This window comes from Lysobacter enzymogenes, assembly GCF_900106525.1.
Lineage (GTDB): Bacteria > Pseudomonadota > Gammaproteobacteria > Xanthomonadales > Xanthomonadaceae > Lysobacter > Lysobacter enzymogenes.
The window spans coordinates 19,928-39,655 of the sequence record NZ_FNOG01000002.1; the positions used below are offsets into that span (position 1 = coordinate 19,928).

Annotated in this window: 15 protein-coding genes and 1 pseudogene; 6 read left to right on the forward strand and 10 right to left on the reverse strand. The window is 70.6% G+C overall.

The window, feature by feature from the left end:
• Window positions 1-12 precede the first annotated feature (12 nt).
• The 3 genes and pseudogenes from BLU84_RS04350 to creD all read right to left on the reverse strand — a co-directional run.
• The gene (locus BLU84_RS04350; RefSeq protein ID WP_074863388.1) at window positions 13-906 is read right to left on the reverse strand and encodes a carbon-nitrogen hydrolase family protein; all 894 of its coding nucleotides are present in this window, start codon (window positions 904-906) and stop codon (window positions 13-15) included.
• Window positions 903-1,499 carry a GNAT family N-acetyltransferase gene (locus BLU84_RS04355; RefSeq protein ID WP_139174652.1) on the reverse strand — a complete coding sequence of 199 codons (597 nt, stop codon included), beginning with the start codon at window positions 1,497-1,499 and terminating at the stop codon, window positions 903-905. The genes BLU84_RS04350 and BLU84_RS04355 overlap by 4 nt, the downstream gene beginning before the upstream one ends.
• Before the next feature lie 219 nt (window positions 1,500-1,718).
• Window positions 1,719-3,089: pseudogene (creD, locus tag BLU84_RS04360) on the reverse strand (cell envelope integrity protein CreD); the annotation flags it as partial.
• Between the two features lie 241 nt (window positions 3,090-3,330).
• Here creD and BLU84_RS04365 point away from each other — a divergent pair.
• Both BLU84_RS04365 and BLU84_RS04370 read left to right on the forward strand, forming a co-directional pair.
• Entirely contained in the window at window positions 3,331-5,253 is a 1,923-nt protein-coding gene (locus tag BLU84_RS04365) for a DUF1266 domain-containing protein (RefSeq protein WP_074863394.1), read from the forward strand.
• Between the two features lie 34 nt (window positions 5,254-5,287).
• Window positions 5,288-7,318: a DUF4034 domain-containing protein gene (locus tag BLU84_RS04370; protein WP_074863396.1), complete on the forward strand. Its 2,031-nt coding sequence runs from the start codon at window positions 5,288-5,290 to the stop codon at window positions 7,316-7,318.
• Between the two features lie 45 nt (window positions 7,319-7,363).
• Here the strand turns inward: BLU84_RS04370 and creC are convergent, their stop codons facing one another.
• Both creC and creB read right to left on the reverse strand, forming a co-directional pair.
• Complete coding sequence (gene creC / locus BLU84_RS04375; RefSeq protein WP_074863398.1) at window positions 7,364-8,806, reverse strand: two-component system sensor histidine kinase CreC; 1,443 nt, start codon at window positions 8,804-8,806, stop codon at window positions 7,364-7,366.
• Between the two features lie 25 nt (window positions 8,807-8,831).
• A complete protein-coding gene (gene creB, locus BLU84_RS04380) occupies window positions 8,832-9,512 on the reverse strand; it encodes a two-component system response regulator CreB (RefSeq protein WP_074863399.1) in 681 nt (226 codons plus the stop codon).
• 170 nt (window positions 9,513-9,682) lie between these two features.
• Between creB and BLU84_RS04385 the strand changes: the two genes are divergently transcribed.
• Entirely contained in the window at window positions 9,683-10,543 is an 861-nt protein-coding gene (locus tag BLU84_RS04385; protein ID WP_074863401.1) for a 23S rRNA (adenine(2030)-N(6))-methyltransferase RlmJ, read from the forward strand.
• Window positions 10,544-10,811: 268 nt separating this feature from the next.
• On the forward strand, window positions 10,812-11,006 hold the full coding sequence (locus BLU84_RS04390) for a hypothetical protein (protein WP_074863403.1): 195 nt from the start codon (window positions 10,812-10,814) through the stop codon (window positions 11,004-11,006).
• Between the two features lie 67 nt (window positions 11,007-11,073).
• Here BLU84_RS04390 and BLU84_RS04395 read toward each other — a convergent pair whose 3' ends face one another.
• From BLU84_RS04395 to BLU84_RS04405, 3 genes are all read right to left on the reverse strand, one after another.
• A complete protein-coding gene (locus BLU84_RS04395) occupies window positions 11,074-11,565 on the reverse strand; it encodes a GNAT family N-acetyltransferase (RefSeq protein WP_074863405.1) in 492 nt (163 codons plus the stop codon).
• Between the two features lie 118 nt (window positions 11,566-11,683).
• Window positions 11,684-12,688, reverse strand: coding sequence for a YwqG family protein (locus BLU84_RS04400; RefSeq protein WP_074863406.1), 1,005 nt, complete (start codon window positions 12,686-12,688; stop codon window positions 11,684-11,686).
• A gap of 98 nt (window positions 12,689-12,786) precedes the next feature.
• A complete protein-coding gene (locus BLU84_RS04405) occupies window positions 12,787-13,701 on the reverse strand; it encodes a cation diffusion facilitator family transporter (RefSeq protein WP_074863408.1) in 915 nt (304 codons plus the stop codon).
• 901 nt (window positions 13,702-14,602) lie between these two features.
• On the opposite strand from BLU84_RS04405, the gene BLU84_RS04410 reads away from it, so the two are divergent.
• Window positions 14,603-15,178: a GNAT family N-acetyltransferase gene (locus BLU84_RS04410; RefSeq protein WP_074864600.1), complete on the forward strand. Its 576-nt coding sequence runs from the start codon at window positions 14,603-14,605 to the stop codon at window positions 15,176-15,178.
• 80 nt (window positions 15,179-15,258) lie between these two features.
• Here the strand turns inward: BLU84_RS04410 and BLU84_RS04415 are convergent, their stop codons facing one another.
• Together BLU84_RS04415 and BLU84_RS04420 are read right to left on the reverse strand one after the other, a co-directional pair.
• Complete coding sequence (locus BLU84_RS04415; RefSeq protein WP_074863410.1) at window positions 15,259-15,510, reverse strand: hypothetical protein; 252 nt, start codon at window positions 15,508-15,510, stop codon at window positions 15,259-15,261.
• Entirely contained in the window at window positions 15,507-15,791 is a 285-nt protein-coding gene (locus BLU84_RS04420) for a hypothetical protein (RefSeq protein WP_139174654.1), read from the reverse strand. Before BLU84_RS04420 ends, BLU84_RS04415 begins: the two co-directional genes overlap by 4 nt.
• 223 nt (window positions 15,792-16,014) lie before the next feature.
• Between BLU84_RS04420 and mfd the strand changes: the two genes are divergently transcribed.
• Window positions 16,015-19,491, forward strand: coding sequence for a transcription-repair coupling factor (gene mfd / locus BLU84_RS04425; RefSeq protein ID WP_074863415.1), 3,477 nt, complete (start codon window positions 16,015-16,017; stop codon window positions 19,489-19,491).
• The last annotated feature ends 237 nt before the right edge of the window (window positions 19,492-19,728 follow it).

Sequence of the window (19,728 nt, forward strand, 5' to 3'; positions counted from 1 at the left end):
TTCGCCGCGCGCCTATTTCTCACCGCCCCACTGCGCCATCTGCGCCCGCGCCAGCGCCGGCTTCCACTGCCCGGCCCAGTCGCGATCGTTGGCCACCTGCGCGCGCTCGCGGCTGGCGTCCAACGCGGCGAAATCCAGTTCCGCGAACGCCCACGGCTGGCCGCCCTGGGTGCGCGCGAGCACGCCGTCGGCCGGCAGGCCCACGTCCATCGGCGCGTACACCGCCGCCTCGCCGGTGTTGGTGTCCAGCGCCGGGCTCCACAACGCCTCGCCCGCGGTCACCGCCTGGGCGACGAAGGCGCGGTTCTCCAGCGCGCGCGCCAGGCAGCCCACGCGCACGCGGGTGGCGCCGGCCTCGGTGTCGGTGCAGCTCGGCGCGAGCAACAGCCGCGCACCGGCTTCGCATTGCGCGCGCACCGGCAGTGGGAACTCGATGTCGTAGCAGATCGCGATGCCGGCGCGCTGGCCGGCCAGTTCGAAGGTCTTGAGCGCGTCGCCGGGCTCGATCACCCCGGCCTGTTTCTCGAACCCGGTCAGTTGCAACTTGTCCTGCCAAACGCGGCCGCCGTCGGGCGCGAAGGCGTAGCTGCGGTTGCGGTAGCGGCCGTGGCCGGGGTCGTAGAGAAAACTGCCCGCTACGATGTGCAGGCGCAGCTCGCGCGCGAGCAGGCCGAACAAGTCCAGCCACGCGCCGTGGTACTGCTGGGTCGCCACCAGCGAAGCGTGCAGATCGCCCTGGGTGGCGGCGCCGAAGGTCGCGCCCAATTCCAGGGACAGATACTCCGGCAGCACCGCCAGCTGCGCGCCGCCGTTGCGCGCGGCGCTGAGCCACTGCGTCTGCTTGTCGGCGAACTCGGCGAAATCGCGCGGCGCGCCGATGCGGTATTTGGCCACCGCCACTTTCATCGCGCACGCTCCAGCGGCCGCAACCAGAAGCTCAGGGAATGCTCGCGCTCGCCGCGGCCGACCTCGTTCCACGGCAACTTGGCCACCAGCTCCGGACGATGGGTGTAGCCGCGTTTCTTCCAGAACGCCTCGTTGCCGCGATGGAAGGCCGGCCGGCGCGGATCGCCGGGCTCGCGGTCGACCGCGCAGAACGTGGTCCAGCGGAAATCGCCGAGCGCGCGCGCATGCGCCTCGCGCAGGTCGAAGAAGCGGTGGCCGACGCCGCGGCCGCGGTACTCGGGCAGCAGCACCGATTCGCCGCAGTAGAACACGTGCTCGATGCGGACCAGATGGCCGTCGAAGGCGGCGCGGATCTCGGCCGTCTCGTCGGCCAGCGGCAGCCCGGTGGACGCGCCGACGATGCGCTCGCCGTCGAAGGCCAGCACCGCCACGCTGCGCCACGAGTCGCGGTAGACCTGCAGATACTTGGCCTCGTAGGCGGCGTCGCCGTCGTACAGGTACGGCCATTCGCGGAACACCGCGATGCGCAGCGCCGCGATCGCGTTCAGGTACGGCGCGATCTCGGCCCCGGTGAAACTGCGAAGGGTGGGCATCGGTTTCTTCATCCGCTCATCTTAGGCAAAAGCGCAGGCCGGCGCGGTCACAAATACGGCGGCGGGCCATGCGGCCCGCCGCCGTCGGGACTCAAACGTCCGGCGCAGCGGTTGCGCCGGTCATGCGCCGGCCGGCGCGTCCGGCGGCGACGGCGCCGTGGGCTGCGACGGCGACTGCGGCGGCAGCGGCGGCGGCACGTCGGCGCGCTTGGCCGGGGCGCCGAGCTGGTACCAGTCGACCTTGCGGGTGATGACCATGATCGCGGCCAGGATCAGGAACAACAGGCCGGCGCCGAGCACCAGCGCGTTGTCCTCGGAGATCAGCAAGCCGTACAGCGCGCCATACAGCGTCACCAGCATCGCGCCGAAGCCGAGCGCGCGCACCAGGCTGCGCAGCACCGCGCTGAGATAGAACACCAGCAAGCCGATGCAGGCGACGCTGGCGATCAGATACGACAGGCCGAAATCGATGTGCTCGCTCAGGCTGACCAGCAGCAGGAAGAAGATCGCCAGGGCCAGGCCGACCAGGCCGTACTGGATCGGGTGGATGCGCAGTTGCTTGATCAGCTCGAACATGAAGAAGCCGACGAAGGTCAGCAGCACGAACAGCAGGCCGTACTTGGTCGCGCGGTCGGCCTGCGAATAGACGTTGACCGGATCCTTGAGGGTGATCTGGACCGCGTTGATCTCGCTGCCCAGGTCGGCGGCGACATCGAAGCCGTCTTCGCCGCGGCCCGACAGCGCCACCGACGGCAGCACCGCGCCGGCGGCGTACTGGCGCTGGGCGTTGGTGGCCACCGAGGACACCCGCCAATCGGCGCGGAAACCGTCGGCGCCGATGCTGTCCGAGCTCGGCGGGAAGCTGCCGCCGTAGTTCGGATGCGGCCACTTGGAACGCAGCGAGAAGCGGTTGTCCTTGCCCAGCGGCACCAGCGCCAGCGATTCGGTGCCGCCCAGGACGAACTCCAGTTCGCTCTGCGCCTTCAACTGCGTCGCCGGCGCCGGCGCGGCCAGCCGCACATGCACGCCGCCGCCGTCGCGCGCGCCCTGGCCGTCCTCGATCGCCGCCTCCACGCCGTCCAGGCGCAGCTTGGGATCGCGCAGGCCGCGCACGTCGGCGAAGGCGTAGCTCAGCCACGGCTTGCCGATGCTGCGGGCGATGCCGTTGACCGTGGTGCCGGCGGCGGCGACCGGGTTGGCCGGGATATCGGCGGCGAAGCTGGCCTTGGCCTTGCCCTGCCATTCGTACACCAGCACCTTGTACAGGCCCAGCGTGCGCTCGCGCGGGACGATCTCGCCCTCGACTTCGAGCTTGCTGGGGAAATAGATCCAGCGACCCTGCTCGCGGTGAGCGACGCGCTTGAGCACGCCCTTGTCGTCCTTTTCCTCGCTGATCCAGGTGTCCTCGTAGGGCACGATCAGCGCCGGCCCGGAGAACGCCTGCGCGCCGGCGTAGCTGCGCGCCACCGTGGCCACCGCCTGGGCGCGGTAGGTCTGGCGTTCGCCGATCACCCCGCCGATCATCAGCAGCGGCACCAAGATCGCCAGGGTCAGCCCCAGCACCATCAACATTTTCAACCAGACCCGCATGTCGTGCTCCTTGTCCGCGAGGTTGTCCGCGACGTTGCCGGCAAGCTTGGGAGGCGTGTGCGGAGGCGCGATGGCGAGGCGGTGCGGCGAGGGTGAAGCAGCGGTGAAGCGGCCGCTGCGCTGCGCGGGGCCTTGGGGCCGGCGCGCGGAGCGGGGATACTGGGCGCGGCCGCTGCGCCCCGGCGGCCGCTTCCCTACCCCTCTTTCGCCGCTGCGCACGCCACCACAACCAAACACCGGAATGGATTCCCCCACCGACCATCCGCACGGCGCCGCGCGCGACGTCATCAACGCCGACGCGATCCGCGCCGCGATCGACCGCCGCAGCCAGCAGCGCCGCGACCACGCCGACATCGCGCGCTGGCTGCGCAGCCATTTCTTCCGCTGGGCGATCAACCGCTTCGCCCACGTCATGCCGGTGCGCAGCGTCGAGCAGTGGCGGGTGTGCATGGGCGCGCGCACGCCGCCGGACTGGTTCCTGCGCAAGCTCGACGCGGTCGGCGCGGCGGCGATGCTCTACATCGATCCCGAACACCGCCTGCTGCGCGAGCGCGAAAGCCGCATGGTCGAGTTCTTCGACGCGCGCCTGCATTCGCGCCTGGCCGGCAAGTTCCACCGCATCGCCTTCGACGCCGCCGACGCGGCCTGGCAGCGCGACCACGAGCGCATGCAGCGGCGCAGCGGCCGCGGCTGGTGGCCGAGCCAGCCGCACGCGCTGAGCGAGATCGCGGCGACGCCGAACGGCCGCTTCGTCGAACTGCGCGGCAGCGGCCGCAGCCTGCGCGCGGAACTGGCCTACGAGTCGTTCCACATGCAGCATTGCCTGGGCCAGTTCGCCCAGCGCGAGCGGCTCGAAGGCGGTTACGGCGAGCATTACGCGCACGGCTGCGAGCAAGGCCGGATCCGCTTGTTCAGCCTGCGCGACGGCGGCAACCGCCCGCACGTGACCGTCAGCCTGGTCCAGGATCTGGACGAGTGGAGCGTGGAGCAGATCAAGGGCAAGCAGAACGCCGTGCCGTCGGCCAAGTACCTGCCCGACGTGCTGTGTCTGCTCGACGCGCTGCGCCCGCGCGACAACGGCAGCCACGACTTGCTGCAACTGGGCATCGTCGCCCACGAATGCGACGGCGCCACACGCTATGTCGCCTACGCCGCGCTCGACGAGCCCGCGCGCCAACATGCGTTGCTCGGCGCCGCGCCGCACCTGCTGCGCCAGCACCCGCGCCCGGATCCGCTGGTGCAGTGGCTGGCGCTGGGCGCGGGCGCGGCGGTGCTGGGCGAAGTCGCCGCGCCGCACGGGCCGGTGCTGGCGGCGTTGCAGCTCATGCAGGCGCAGGCCGATGCGCATTCGGGCGCGAACGATCCGGAAGCGGCCGATCCGGACGCCGGCGACATCGCGACCCAGCGCCGCGAACGACTGAACGCCGCGCTCGCGCAGCACTTCCCGCAATGGCTGGTCCGCCCGACCGATGCGGCCGCGCACGCAGACACCAATGAGCGGCGCGGTTGGCTGCGCCGCTGGCTGAGCAACGCCCCGCCCAGCGCCGCGACCCAGGCGCGCCCGCACCGACAGTGGGCGCTGGCCGTGGCCGAACCGCTGTTGTTCCGGCTCGGCCTCGACGGCGGCATCGCGCGCGATCGGCTGGCCGCGCCCGCCGACGTGCCGCAGCGGCTGCGCGAGCAGGTCGAAGCCGAGCTCGCCGAACGCGACGACGACGCCAGCGCCGCCGCGCGGCGTTTTTGCGCCGAGTTCTTCCGCATCCCCTGCCTCGCCCATCCCACTCTCGGCGAAGCCCGCCAAGCCCCCGGCGAAGACGCCGCACGCGACCTGCTGGCCTGGCACGCGATGCGCCAGAGCTATCTGCTGCGGCTGCTCGCGGCCTGGCAGCGGATCGACGATGCGCAGGGCTGGACGCTGGCGCTGCTCAACGCCCGGCGCGTGCAGGACTGCTTCGACTCCTGGCCCGAGTTCGGCGCCGCGGCCGCGCGCGGCCACGCGACCTGGCTGCGCTGGAACGGCCGCGAAGCGCGCCACGCCCGCGCCACCGAAGTGGCCTTGCAGGATTTCCAGGAACAGTTCGGCTGCCCGTGGCAGCGCCTGCGCTGGTCCGATTTCGACTTGGCCCAGGCCATCGCCGCGCCTGCCGCGCGCGTCGAGGCCTGAGCCGCTCCTTCTTCTTTTCGTACAGGTAACGCGCATGTCCGAGATCCAAGCCCAATCCGTCGCCGAGTCCCTGGTCGCCGATGTCTGCGTCGATTACGACGCGTGGCTGCCGCAACGCGCCTGGGACGAACTCGAACGCGCGCTGGCGGCGCTGCGCGACGCGCCGCACGACCGCAACGGGCAGCGCGACTACTACGGCGCCTATCGCGAATTCGCCGATTACAGCCACCGCCACGGCAGCGAAGCGCTAGCCGCGCTGCGGCACTGGCGCGCGGACCGGCCCGACAGCGAGTTCCCCGCGTTGCTGGAAGCCGCCTACTGGACGTCGTGGTTCGAACGCTATCGCTCCACTTCGACCGTCGACCAAGTGACCGCGGCGATGTGGGCGGCCGCGCGCACCGCGCAGGACGCGCTGCTGTGCACGGTGGTGCGGATGCTCGAGCGCGGCGGCAACGGCTGGCCGGCGCTGGCCAGCACGATCTACACCGTCGCCGCGCTGGGCGAGCCGGACTGGTGGACGCGCTGGCTGCTCGCGGGCGAGCGCCCGGCCTCGCTGCCGGCGCACGGCGCCTCGGTCGAGATCGACGAATTGCTGGCGCCGTCCGGCGCGGTCGAGGCCGTGCGCGAGTACGCGCAGGCGCTGCCCGCGCAACTGCCGGCAGTGCTGACCGGCGAGGCGCTGGCATGGCGGCGCGCGCAGGACGAGGACGGCCCGGCGCCGCAGCAGTACTGGCTGCGCGCGGCGTTCGCGCTGGATCCGTCCGCATTGGAAGCCGCGGTCGTCTACGTCTCGCTGCGCATGCCGCGCTGGGGCGGCAGTTGGGAGGAGATGCTCGCCTTCGCCGATTCGCCGCTGTGCGACCGCTTCGACGAGGAAGAGCGCAACGTGCTGCGCTTCTTCGCCTGGTTCGACGAACTGGAAGTCGACGACAGCGCCTGGCTGGAAGACCCGCGCGTGCTGCGCCACCACCTGCGCCTGGGCCAGCAGTTGCTGGAGCGGCCGCTGCCGCAGAACCTGCGCGGCCGCGTGCATAAGTACCTGGCTTATCTGGAAGCGCTCAACGGCCGCATCGACGCGGCCTGCGCGCACTACCCGCACAGCGCGCCGCACAACCATTACCAGGAATGGGAAATCGTCCGCGCGGTGTGGACCTGGGCGGCCAGCGAGGATCGCGGCCCGTGGCTGGGCCGCATCGCCGAGACCAACCGCCTGGTCAGCGCGCACGGCGCCGCGCTGTACGGCCTGCTCAGCCTCAACGGCTGGGCCGGCGTGCAGCGCCGGCCCGAGGTCGCCGACGCCTGGTTCGAGCGCGCCGTCGCCGCCACGCCCGACCCGAGCAGCGTGCCGAGTTCGCCGTTCAACGCGCTGTCGGACCTGGCCGATCTGTACGGCTCGGCGGCGCTGCGGCCGATGTGGCTCAGGGCCGCCGAACTCGGCGACGCTTCCGCGCAGTTCCGCTGCGGCGCGTTGTTCGCCGACGAGGACAACGACATGGCGCGCGCGATCGAGTACTACCGCCTTGCCGCCGACAACCGCCACGAGGTGGCGATGTACAACGTCGCCTCGCTGTCGCTGATTCCGGTGCGCGACGGCGAAGTCGCCGGCGCGCAGGCCGAAGCGGTGGCGCGCGACGCGCTGGGCTATCTCGACCGCGCGCTGGCGCGCACCGAGCACCTCTTCGCGCAGGATACGACCGAGTTCAACCAGGAACAGTTGGAACGGGTCAAGGATCTCTACGGCACGGTGTTGTTCAGCGACTGGGCGCCGTTGAGCGCGCGCCAGCGCGCGCTGCCGCAGGTGCTGGCCTTCGCCCGCCAGGGCCGGTTCAACTCGATGGTCTCGCTGGGCTGGTGGTACGGCGACAAGGACCTGGCCGCGTTCGATTTCGAGGAAGCGGTGTACTGGATCGAAGCCGCGCGCCATCTCGAGCCCGACAGCGAGTACGTGCACAAGCTGCGCGCTTACATCGAGGTCGATACGTTCTTCGGCCGGATGAAGTTCGCCTCGGCGCAGAGCAAGGCCAAGCGCCGCGGCTTCCCGGGCCAGGACGACGCGGGGCTGTAAACAGCAGTGCGGGCGGCGCGGCGCGACCCAGCCGCGCCGCCTGGTTCAACCCGGCACGCTCAAACTCGCCTGCGCGCCGCCGCCGTCGCGATTGGCCAGCGCGGCCTCGCCGCCGTGCAGCGCCGCCACTTCGGCCACGAAGCACAGCCCCAGGCCGCTGCTGCGGCTGCCGCCGGCCGGGCGCGGCAGCGAGTAGAAGCGCTCGAACACCCGGCCCAGCGCGTAGTCGGGCACGCCGGGGCCGCGGTCGCCGATCTCGATGCGCTGGCGGTCGCCGTCGCGGCGCAGGCGCAGCAGGATCTCGCCGCCCTCGGGCGAAAAATCGGCGGCGTTGTCGATCAGGTTGACCAGCGCCTGGCGCAGCAGGAAGGCATCGCCCTGCACCGGCGGCAGGTTCGGTTCCAGGTCCAGCAGCAGCTTGGCGCCGCTGTCGCGCAGGCGTTGGGCGCAGTGCTCGGCCGCTTCCTGGGCGATCGCAGCGAGCGCCGCAGGTTCGGGCTTGTCCAGGCTCTGGCGGTGTTCCACCGCGGCCAGCGCCAGCAGCTTGTCGATCATCTGCGCCAGGCGCTCGGCCTGGCGACGGATGCTGCCGGCGAAGCGGGCGCGGTCGGCGTCGCCCATGCCGGCTTCGCCGGGCGGCGATTCCAGCAGCTCGGCGCTGCCGCGGATCGCCGCCAGCGGGCTCTTCATTTCGTGGGTCAGGGTGTGCACGTACTGCTCGACGTACTGCTTGCCCTCCAGGCGCGAGCGCATCGTCTCCAGCGCGCGGCCGAGTTCGCCGAACTCGCCGGCCGCGTCCGGCGCGGTCGCGCGCGCGCCGGCGGTGACCGCGTTGGCGTAACGCCGCAGCAAGCCGATCTGGCGCGACAGCCACCACGACACGCCCACCCCGACCAACAGCGCCGCGCCCATCAGCACGAAGCCCCAGCGCGCCACCACGCGCTGGCTGCGGGCGATGAACGGCGCGATCGCGCTGTTGGGCTTGGCCACGCTGAGCGCGCCCACGATCCGGCCGGCGTCGTCGCGGATCGGCGCGGCCACGTGCATCACCGTGTCGTCGGGGTCGCCGCTTTCGCCCGGGCTGGAACGCGCGCCGTAGCTGCCGCGCAAGGTCAGGTAGACATCGTTCCAGCGCGAATAATCCTTGCCCACGTCGCGCCCGGAACTGTCGAACACCACCTTGCCGCTGGCGTCGGTGACGTAGACGCGATAGCTGGACGAGCGCTTGCGGAAGCCCCAGATCGCCGCGCCGACATCGCGCGCGGCCAGCGCGCGCACGCGCTTGGCGAAATCGCCCTGGTCGATGCGCCCGGCCAGGAAGTCGTCGGCGGCCAGTTCGGCCAGCACGTTGGCGGTGTCGACCAGGGTGTCTTCCATCGCCTGGCGCACGCCCGGCTTGACCTCGGCCACGAACACCCGCGCCAGCAAGGTCGCGGCCAGCGCCACGATCAGGAAATAGCCGAGGAAGATCCGCAGTCCGATTTTCATGCGCGCGCGCCTTCGCTCCGCATGCTCAGCCGTTGTCCAGCGAGTAGCCCAAACCGCGGTGCGTGCGGATCGGATCGGCCTCGGCGTCGACTTCGCGCAGCTTGGCGCGCAGGGTCTTGATGTGGGTGTCGACGGTGCGGTCGCCGCTGTCGAGCGCATCGCCCCAGACCCGGTCCATCAGCTGCGCGCGCGACAGCACCGCGCCCGGGCGCTGCAGCAGCGCGGCCAGCAGGCCGTATTCGTAGCGGGTCAGGTCCAGCGCCTGGCCGCGGTAGCGGATGCGCTTGCCTTCGGAATCGTGCGCGAACCCGGGTTCCGGCTCCGTCGCCACGACGCTGCCGCTGTTGCCGCCGGCGCGGCGCAGCACCACGCGCACCCGGGTGGCCAGCTCGCGCGGCGAGAACGGCTTGGTGACGTAGTCGTCGGCGCCGATCTCCAGGCCCAGGATGCGGTCGGCCTCGGCGCTCTGCGCGGTCAGGAAGATCACCGGCAGGTCGCGCTCGCGGCGCAGTTCGCGGCACAGCGCGAACCCGCCGATGTCGGGCAGGCCCACGTCCAGCACCGCCAGGTCGAACGGGGTGCGCCCGGCCTCGCGCAGCGCCTCGCCGCCGGTCAGGCAGTGCACCGCGTCGTAACCCTCCGCGCGCAGCGCGTAGAGCACGGTGTCGGCGATGGCGGATTCGTCTTCTACCAGGAGGATGCGCATGATCTGGAGCAGGGAAATAAAGGGAATCGGGAGGAAAGAAGGCGATGGCGGGGACGCGCGGGCAGGACGCCCGATCGCCCTCGGGCCGACCGCGGAGCATACAGGCGGCATAATGCCCCATCCCGGGTCGGGCCCACCGCCCCCTCTTTCCCCTCTTTCCCGGCTCCGTCATGAACTATCGCCACGCCTTCCACGCCGGCAACCACGCCGACGTGCTCAAGCACATCGCCCTGCTCGCGCTGTGCGACGCGCTGACCGCCAAGCCGGCGCCGCTGTTCGCCCTGGACACCCATGCCGGGCGCGGGCTGTACGCGCTGGACGGCAACTCGGCGCAGCGCACCGGCGAGGCCGAGGGCGGCATCGGCCGGCTGTTGGCCGAGGCGCCCAAGCAGCCGCTGATCGGCCGCTACCTCGCGGCGGTACGCGCCTGCCGCCAGGAGCACGGCGCGGCGGCCTATCCGGGCTCGCCATGGCTGCTGGCGCACGCGCTGCGCGCCGACGACCGCATCGCCGCCTGCGAACTGCAGCCGGAAGAAGCGGCCCAGCTCAAGCACGTGTTCGCCCGCGACGAGCGCGTCGCCGCGCACCAGCGCGACGGCTATGCGGCGATGAAGGCGCTGCTGCCGCCGCGCATCGGCGCGACCCGCTACAACCGCGGGCTGGTCCTGATCGACCCGCCGTTCGAAGCCCAGCTGGCCGAGTTCGACACCGCCCTGGGCGCGCTGCGCGAGGCGCTCGGGCGCTGGCCGCAGGGCACTTATGTGCTGTGGTACCCGATCAAGCGCCGGCGCGCGCTGCAGCCGTTCTACCGCCGCGCCGCGACCTTGCCGGCCAAGTCGGTGCTCACCGCCGAGCTGCTGGTGCGCGCCGACGATTCGCCGCTGCGCATGAACGGCAGCGGCCTGCTGGTGCTCAACCCGCCGTGGCACTTCGACCAGCAGATGCAGGCGCTGCTGCCGGCGCTGGCGCGCACCCTGGGCGAAAGCGCGGACGCGGCCGGGGCCCTGCAGTGGTTGAAGCAAGCCGAGTGAGCGGCCGCGGGCGCCGTCGCGCTGCGCATCCGACGCGCCGCGCGCCCGTTCGCGCTCTCGCGCTGCACCGCAACGAAAACCGCAGCGCGCGCCGGCGTCGCGGCTGCGCCCGGCCGGTGCAATCGCGCCGCCGCACAATCGTTTAGCGCGCGCCGCCGCGGCCGCGCTCACCGCGAAGTCACAGTTCCGTCAGCGCCGGCTTGCTGCGCCGGCGCCGCTGCCGTAAGACCGAACGCGCCCACTGACGGGCTCCGATAAGGATTTCGCCATGTTCAGGAAGAAAGTCCTGCTCGCCTGCTGCGCGTTCGCCTTCGGCCTCGGCCTGACCGCCACCGCCGCGGCCGCCTGCAACAACGCCTGCCGCCTGAGGTGCGAACGCGACCACCGCCTGTGCAATCCGGCCACCGATTGCGAGCTGCAATACATCCGCTGCTATCAGAGCTGCGGCTGCGCCCTGCCCTGAGCGGCAGCGGCGCCCCGACCGCGACGACCGGGCCGCGGCTTCGCGACCCGGTCGCTGCCGCCTGCGCTCAGCCCGTGCGCTCGGGCTGGGATGGCACTGGCCGGCGCATCGCCACCAGGTCGTAGCCCGGGGCGAAGCCGTCGGCTTGCTCGCGCGTGGTCACGAAACCGTGGCGGGCGAAGAAATCGCGGCAGCGGGGCAAAGTCTCGATCACCACCGCGGTGTAGGCCGGATCGGCGTCGATCCGGCGCAAGCGCTCGCTGAGCAGGCGCTCGCCCAGGCCGCGGCGATGCAGGTCGCGGCGCACCATGCCCCAACACAGCACCGCCAGGTCGGCGTTGGACTGCGGGCCGCCGTCGGGATCCGGGCGCGCCGTCGCGTAGCCGCCGCAGGCGACCACGCCCTCGCCGTCGAGTTCCAGCACAAAGTAGTCGTCGATGTTGTCGAGCGTGTCGATGAAGTCGTCGCGCTCGATCTGCGCGAAATAGTCGGGCACGTTGCTGGCGAACAAGGCCAGGCAGGCCTCGCGGTCGGCCGGTGTGTAGGGACGCAGATGCATCGGTGGCGATCTCCAGGAAACAGGCCTGCGCGCGCACGGGCCCGACAACGAACAAGCCGAGCAAAAGCAGCGCCGGGCGAAAACCGTGTTCGAAAAACCGCGCTCGATCGGCGCGGACTCAGTAACAGTCCCAATGGTAGGACACGCGGCTGAAATCCGCGCGCGCCAGGTCGTCGGGGTCGATGAAGAAATTGGCGATGCCCGAATCGCCCCACATCATCTGGTCGTCGCTGTCGAGCTGGAACAACAGCACGCGACGGTCGCCGGGCTCGCGCGGATCGCTCTGGGTGAACTGCGGGTGGCCGCCGAGCTTGTGGCCGCTGCGGTCGAGGTAATCGGCGACTTCGTCGGCGAGTTCTTCCGCGTTTTCTTCGGTTTGCGGATGCTCGCGCAGGTATTGCGCGGCCAGCTCCTCCGGGTCGCCGCCCAAGGCCTCGTTCACGCCGACGTCGCTGTTGCCGATGCTTTCGTAATCGGTGGAAAACTTCATCCGCCGCGGCTTGGCCGGATCGAACGGCAACTGATCGCTGGCCGCGCCCGCCGGCGGCGCAACCTCGGGCGCCGACGCGTCGGCCCAATACACCACGCGAAACCCCTTCTGCTGCGCCAGCGCGCGCATGCGGTCGCCGCGGTCGGCGCCGTCCAGGGCGGCGCCGTAGTAGTCGTCGCTGTCGATGAAGAACTGCAGCAGGCCGCGCTCGGGATAGCCGGGTATCTTCGGCACCGCGGCCAGGTCGATCTGCGCCAGCAGGCTCAGCGGGCGGCCGTGCGGACCGCGCGGATACTCGCGCCCGGCCGCCCAGTAGGCGCGGCCGCCGACCTTGCTGGCGCGCGTCTCGTCCTTGGCCATCGGCTCCAGCGCGATGCGCAACACCGGGCGCTGGCTGCGTTCCAGCGCCAGCGCGGCCGGGGCCAGCACGGCCTTGGCGCGGCGATGTTCGTCGCGCGAGGCGCAAGCAGCCTCGGCGGACTCGGCCTTGCCCGCGGTGGGCTTCGCGCTCGTTTGCGCGGCGTCCTGGGCAGGGCGCAGCTTGCGCTGCAACAGATAGACCCCGCCGCCTGCTACGCCCAGCAGCGCCGCCACGATCGCGGTCGACAACAACACCGCCTTGCCCGTATTCATCGCATCGCTTCCGTTCGGCCGAATCCGGATTATCGCCGCACCCGGTGCGCAAACGAAAAGCCCGGCGCGAGGCCGGGCTTTTCTCGTATCGCCGCGGCTCAGGCCGCCGGCTTGTAGTCCGGTTCGAAGAAGCTCCAGCGCACCTCCGGGAAGGCCTGCTTCATCGCCCGCTCGACCGTATTGATCTGCTCGGTCAGGCCGGACACGCTGTGCTCTTCGCGCATCTGCGCCTGCACCGAGACCATCACCTCGTTGCCAAGCTGCAGGGTGATGACGCTGATCACCCGGCCGATCTCCGGACGCGCATCGAGGAACTCGCGGATCTGCTGCTGGCGCAGCGGGTCGACGCTCTGGCCGATCAGCATCGCCTTGACCTCGATGGCGACGAACACCGCCACGATGATCAGCAGCGCGCCGATGCTCACCGTGCCGATGGCGTCCCAGATCGGGTTGCCGGTGACCACGGTCATCATCACCGCGCCCAGCGCCAGCACCAGGCCCAGCAGCGCGGCCAGGTCTTCGCCGAAGATCACCACCAGTTCGGCCTGGCGGCTCTCGCGGAACCACTGCCACAGCGAGCGCTGTCCGCGCGCCTTGTTGACTTCCTGCAGGCAGGCGCGCATCGAGACGGCTTCGGCGACGATGCCGAACACCAGCACGCCGGCCGCCCACCACCACTGCTTCAGCGGCTCGGGGTGCTGCAGTTTGTGGATGCCTTCGTACAGCGAGAACATGCCGCCGACGGTGAACAGCATCACCGCGACCAGGAACGACCAGAAATAGATCGCCTTGCCGTAGCCCAGCGGGTAATCCGGCGAGGGCGGGCGCTTGGCTTGCTTGAGGCCGAGGATCAGCAGGCCCTGGTTGCCGCAGTCGGCCAGCGAGTGGACGGTTTCGGCCAACATCGCGCTGGAGCCGGTAAAAAACGCGGCCACGCCCTTGGCCACCGCGATCGCGAAATTGGCGCCGAGCGCGAACAAGATCGCGCGGGTCGAATCACCACCACCTGCCATGACTGAACTGCTCCCTGGGTCGAAGCGCCGGAGTCTAGCATTGCCGATGCTGGCGGTTGAGTGGCTTGCGCTTGGCTGGGTTGGGGGGCGCGGGAATCCAGAGACTTCAGAGTCCAACCTCGATGAAGCCCTGGATTCCCGCCTTCGCGGGAATGACGGTAGGTGGGTTTCGCCGTGCCTCTCACCAGCCGTCATCCCCGCGAACGCGGGGATCCAGAGACTTCAGAGTCCTGCCTCGATGGAGCCCTGGATTCCCGCGTTCGCGGGAATGACGGTAGGTGGGTTTCGCCGCGCCTCTCCCAGATCGTCATCCCCGCGAACGCGGGGATCCGGAGACTTCAGAGTCCAACCTCGATGGAGCCCTGGATTCCCGCCTTCGCGGGAATGACGACAGGTGGGTTTCGCCGCGTCTCGCTCCAGCCGTCATCCCCGCGAACGCGGGGATCCAGAGACTTCAGAGCCATGCTTCGGCGAAGGCATGGATATTCGGCTGCGCCGAAGTAAAGCAGAGCCCGCGTTCGCAGGAACGACAGCAAGCAAGTGCCGCCCCTATCCATTGCCTCAACCCTCAGCCCACCACGAATCCACCTCTCCACCTCATCCCCGCCACACCCCGGACGCCCCCCCGCCCCCACCCGGCACCGGCACCACCCCGCCCCGGCACTGGCGTCGCGTCCGTCGGGCAGGCATTGCCAGTCCGCATTCACGCGGCCATCATGCCTACGGTTCGCATCCCTACTGCGACGGCCGTACCCAATGGAAGTGCCGTACCACCCCGGCAGGGCCCACCCTTCACCCCGCCGGACGCGCATTCAGGCTGTTCAGTGTCGCTGGGCGCACCGCGCCCGCGCCGCGATCCGGATGAAGGGCCAAATTCGTCACAATGTGCCACTATCCGCTCATGGCCACGCGTGAACGTCTCCCGCCCTGGCACGAACGCCAGCGCCTCCCCAACGGACGCGAAGTCCTGATCCGTCCGGTCAGGCCCGAGGACGCAGAACCCTTGCGCGCCGGCTTCGCCCTGCTCCAGCCCGACGAAGTGCGCCAGCGCTTCCTCTACGCGCTCAAGGAGCTCACCCCCGAGATGGCCGAACGCTTCACTCGGGTCGATCCGCGCACCGAGTTCGCCCTGGTCGCAGCCGAACCGCTGCCGCCGGGCGAGGCCCTGGTCGGCGCGGTGGCGCGGGTCGCCATCGACGAGCGCAGCCAGGACGCCGAGTTCGCGATCCTGGTCAGCCGCTACATCGCCAACATGGGCCTGGGCCGCTATCTGATGACCCGGCTGGTGAAGTGGGCGCGCGGCAAGAAGGTGCACCGGCTGTACGGCGATGTGTTCGAACACAACACGCCGATGCTGTCGCTGGCGCAGTCGCTGGGCTTCGAACGCGAGTTCCACCAGGACTCGCCGGGCCTGATCCGGGTGTCGCTGGATCTGCGCAACAAGCCCGCCCCGGCCGAAGGCGCCCCCGGCGCCTGAGCGCTTCCCCGCAGTGCCGTCCGCCGCCGCGCGCGGCGACGGACGGCTGCGCTTATGTCGCAACGCTCATGCCGCAACGCTCAGGGCTCGCTGCCCGGAGGCGCCGCGCACGGCATGTACGAATACGTCTTCTGGCTGGTGCGCCGTCCCCACGGCAACGGCATCGGCGAGCCTTGCGGGCACACCCCGTCGACATCGCCGCCGACCGCTTCGCCTTCGAACCAGTAGGTGGTGATCAGCAGCTTGCCGTGCGGTACCGCCGGCCCGGCCGCGGCCGCCGCGGCGAAGCCCAGCGCCGCGGCCAGCGCCGCGACCGACAACGCCGCCCTCATCGCGCGTCCTCCGCCGGCGCCGTCACCTCGATGCCGCCGTCGTCGCCACACGCCAGATAGGAGATGACCGCCGTCCCGCCGGTGCTGCCCCACGACAACGGATACGGGCCGGGACAATGGCCGTACACGCGGCGCCCGACCACGGTGCCGTTCTGGACCCAGTCCACGATCATCCAGCCGTTGTCCGGCGGCGCCGGCAGCGCCGAACCGGTCATCGAGAACGCGCTGCCCACGACCAGCAGCGCGGCCGCCAGCCGCCATTTGCGATGGTTCCCTTTCATTTCGTCCTCCTTGTCTCCATTGAGGTGGGCGACGCGCGCTCGCGACGGCCGCAACGTCCCCGCGACGGCGCGCAGCGCGCGCCGAACGACCGGTTCGCGCAAAGTCCCCCGCTGCGGACCGATCCTGGCCGGTATAGCGCGTCATCGTCGCCGCTTCCGCGACCTCCCCCGCAAACTTCGCAGCCGCCCGTCGCCACGTCTGGACTTACACTAGCCGCCCGCAATGACCCAAGCTTCCGCATCCGTGTCCCTGCTGCCCAAGACCGGCCAGCAGCGCGCCTGGTGGCGCGCTCCGGCCTCGCCCTCCGCGCTGGCGTGGGCGATCGCCCGCGCCGCCGGCGAACACGACGGCCCGCTACTGGCGGTGACCCGCGACAATCACGGCGCGCACCAGCTCGAAGCCGACCTGCGCACCTTGCTCGGTGCCGCCGGCGCGGCCGGCGGCCCGCTGCCGGTGCTGCCGTTCCCGGATTGGGAGACGCTGCCCTACGACGTCTTCAGCCCGCATCCGGACATCGTCTCCCAGCGCCTGTCCGCGCTGCACCGCCTGCCGGCGCTCAAGCGCGGCATCGTGGTGGTGCCGGTGCAGACGCTGCTGCAGAGGCTGGCGCCGCTGCGGCATGTGATCGGCGGCAGTTTCGACGTGCGCGTCGGCCAGCGCCTGGACCTGGACAGCGAGAAGCGCCGGCTGGAAACCGCCGGCTACCGCAACGTGCCGCAAGTGCTCGACCCCGGCGATTTCGCCGTGCGCGGCGGTCTGCTCGACGTCTACCCGATGGGCGCCGATTCGCCGTTCCGGGTCGAGCTGCTCGACGACGAGATCGAAACCATCCGCGCGTTCGATCCCGAATCGCAGCGCTCGCTCGACAAGATCGAGCGCGTGCACCTGCTGCCGGGCCGCGAAGTGCCGCTGGACGAGGCCTCGCTCAAGCGCGCGCTGGACGCGCTGCGCGAGCGCTTCGACCTCGACACCCGCCGCAGCGCGCTGTACCAGGACCTCAAGGCCGGGCTGGCGCCGTCGGGCATCGAGTACTACCTGCCGCTGTTCTTCGAGCAGACCGCGAGTTTGTTCGACTACCTCGCCGGCAATGTGCTGCCGGTGATCGCCGACGGCGCGCTGGACGCGGCCGACGCGTTCTGGACGCACACCGGCGAGCGCTACGAACAGCGCCGCCACGACATCGAACGGCCGCTGCTGCCGCCGGACCAGCTCTACCTCACCCCGGTCGGCCTGCGCGAACGCCTCAACCAGGGCGAGCGCATCGAGCTGTGCGGCGAGCAGCACCCGCAACGCGCGCGCGCATTGGCGCTGGGCGAACAGCCCGCGCCGAGCCTGCCGGTGGCCGCGCGCGACGTCGCGCCGGCCGAAGCGCTCAAGTCGTTCCTGGCCAACTATCCCGGCCGCGTGCTGATCGCCGCCGACACCGCCGGCCGCCGCGAGGCGTTGCTGGAAGTGCTGCAATCCGCCGGCCTGCGCCCCGAGGTCGTCGCCGACTGGACCGCCTTCCGCGACGGCGCCGCGCGCTTCGCCATCGCCGTGGCGCCGCTGGACGACGGCTTCGCCATCGACGAACCGGCGCTGGCGATCCTCACCGAGCGCCAACTGTTCCCCGAGCGCGCCTCGCAGCCGCGCCGGCGCAAGCGCGTCGGCCGCGAGCCCGAAGCGATCATTCGCGACCTGGGCGAGCTGTCCGAAGGCGCGCCGATCGTGCACGAGGACCACGGCGTCGGCCGTTACCGCGGCCTGATCGTGCTCGAAGCCGGCGGCCAGCCCGGCGAATACCTGGAAATCGAATACGCCAAGGGCGACCGGCTGTACGTGCCGGTCGCGCAGTTGCACCTGATCAGCCGCTACTCCGGCGCGTCGGTGGAAACCGCGCCGCTGCATTCGCTCGGCGGCGAGCAATGGACGAAAGCCAAGCGCAAGGCCGCGGAGAAAGTCCGCGACGTCGCCGCCGAATTGCTGGAGATCCAGGCCAAGCGCCAGGCCCGCGCCGGCCTCGCGCTGGATGTGGACCGGGCCATGTACGAACCCTTCGCCGCGGCGTTCCCGTTCGAGGAAACGCCCGACCAGCATTCCTCGATCGAAGCGGTGATCCGCGACCTCGGCAGCAGCCAGCCGATGGACCGGGTGGTGTGCGGCGACGTCGGCTTCGGCAAGACCGAAGTCGCGGTGCGCGCGGCCTTCGTCGCCGCCGCCGCCGGCAAGCAGGTCGCGGTGCTGGTGCCGACCACATTGCTGGCCGAGCAGCACTACCGCAATTTCCGCGACCGCTTCGCCGACTGGCCGCTCAAGGTCGAAGTGCTGTCGCGCTTCAAGAGCAGCAAGGAGATCAAGGCCGAGCTGGAGAAGCTCACCGAAGGCAAGATCGACGTGGTGGTCGGCACCCATCGCCTGCTGCAGAGCGACGTGCGCTTCAAGGACCTGGGCCTGGTCATCGTCGACGAAGAGCAGCGCTTCGGCGTGCGCCAGAAGGAAGCGCTCAAAGCGCTGCGCGCCAATGTGCACCTGCTGACCCTGACCGCGACGCCGATCCCGCGCACCCTCAACATGGCCATGGCCGGCCTGCGCGACCTGAGCATCATCGCCACCCCGCCCGCGCATCGCCTGGCCGTGCAGACCTTCGTCGTGCCCTGGGACGACATGCAGTTGCGCGAAGCGTTCCAGCGCGAGCTCTCGCGCGGCGGTCAGGTCTATTTCCTGCACAACGACGTCGAGAGCATCGGCCGCATGAAGCGCCAGCTCGAAGAACTGGTGCCGGAAGCGCGCATCGGCATCGCCCACGGCCAGATGGCCGAGCGCGAGCTGGAGAGCGTGATGCTCGACTTCCACAAGCAGCGCTTCAACGTGTTGCTGTGCACGACCATCATCGAGTCGGGCATCGACATCCCCAACGCCAACACCATCATCATGAACCGCGCCGACAAGTTCGGCCTGGCCCAGTTGCACCAGCTGCGCGGCCGCGTCGGCCGTTCGCACCATCGCGCTTATGCGTATCTGGTGATCCCGGACCAGCGCTCGATCACCGCCGACGCGCAAAAGCGCCTGGAGGCGATCGCCTCGATGGACGAGCTGGGCGCCGGTTTCACCCTGGCCACCCACGACCTGGAAATCCGCGGCGCCGGCGAACTGCTCGGCGAGGACCAGAGCGGGCAGATGGCCGAGGTCGGCTTCAGCCTGTACACCGAACTGCTGGAACGCGCGGTGCGCTCGATCCGCCAGGGCAAGCTGCCGGACGTGGATTCCACCGACGCGCGCGGCGCCGAGGTCGAGCTGCACATCCCGGCGCTGATCCCCGAAGACTACCTGCCCGACGTGCACACCCGCCTGACCTTGTACAAACGCGTCAGCGGCGCGCGCAGCAGCGAGGAGCTGCGCGAACTGCAAGTGGAGATGATCGACCGCTTCGGCCTGCTGCCGGATGCGGCCAAGCATTTGTTCGCGGTGGCCGAACTCAAGCTCGGCGCGACCGCGCTGGGCATCCGCAAGCTCGACCTGGGCGACAAGGGCGGCCGCCTGCAGTTCGTCGAGCGTCCCAACGTGGATCCGATGTCGATCATCAAGATGATCCAGGGCCAGCCGAAGCTCTACCAGATGGACGGCCCGGACAAGCTGCGGATCAAGCTGGAACTGCCGGATGCGCCGGCGCGGCTGGCGGCGGCGAAGGGGTTGTTGATGTTGCTCGATACCAAGCACTGAGCCGCGCGCGGCGCGAATGGCGCGCCGCGGGTCGGTGGCAGCGGGGTCGCGAGCTCGCGTCGTAAGCGAGGTGTCGCGGTCGCGGCTCGCGCCGCTCCTACAGCGGCTTGCGGCCGGCCCCGCAGCGACGAAACCCGCATGCGCCCCCTGTAGGAGCGGCGCAAGCCGCGACCGCGCAACCACCCGTTCGCGCCGCAAACGCGAAGCCGAGACCGAACCCAACGCGACCCAGTACAA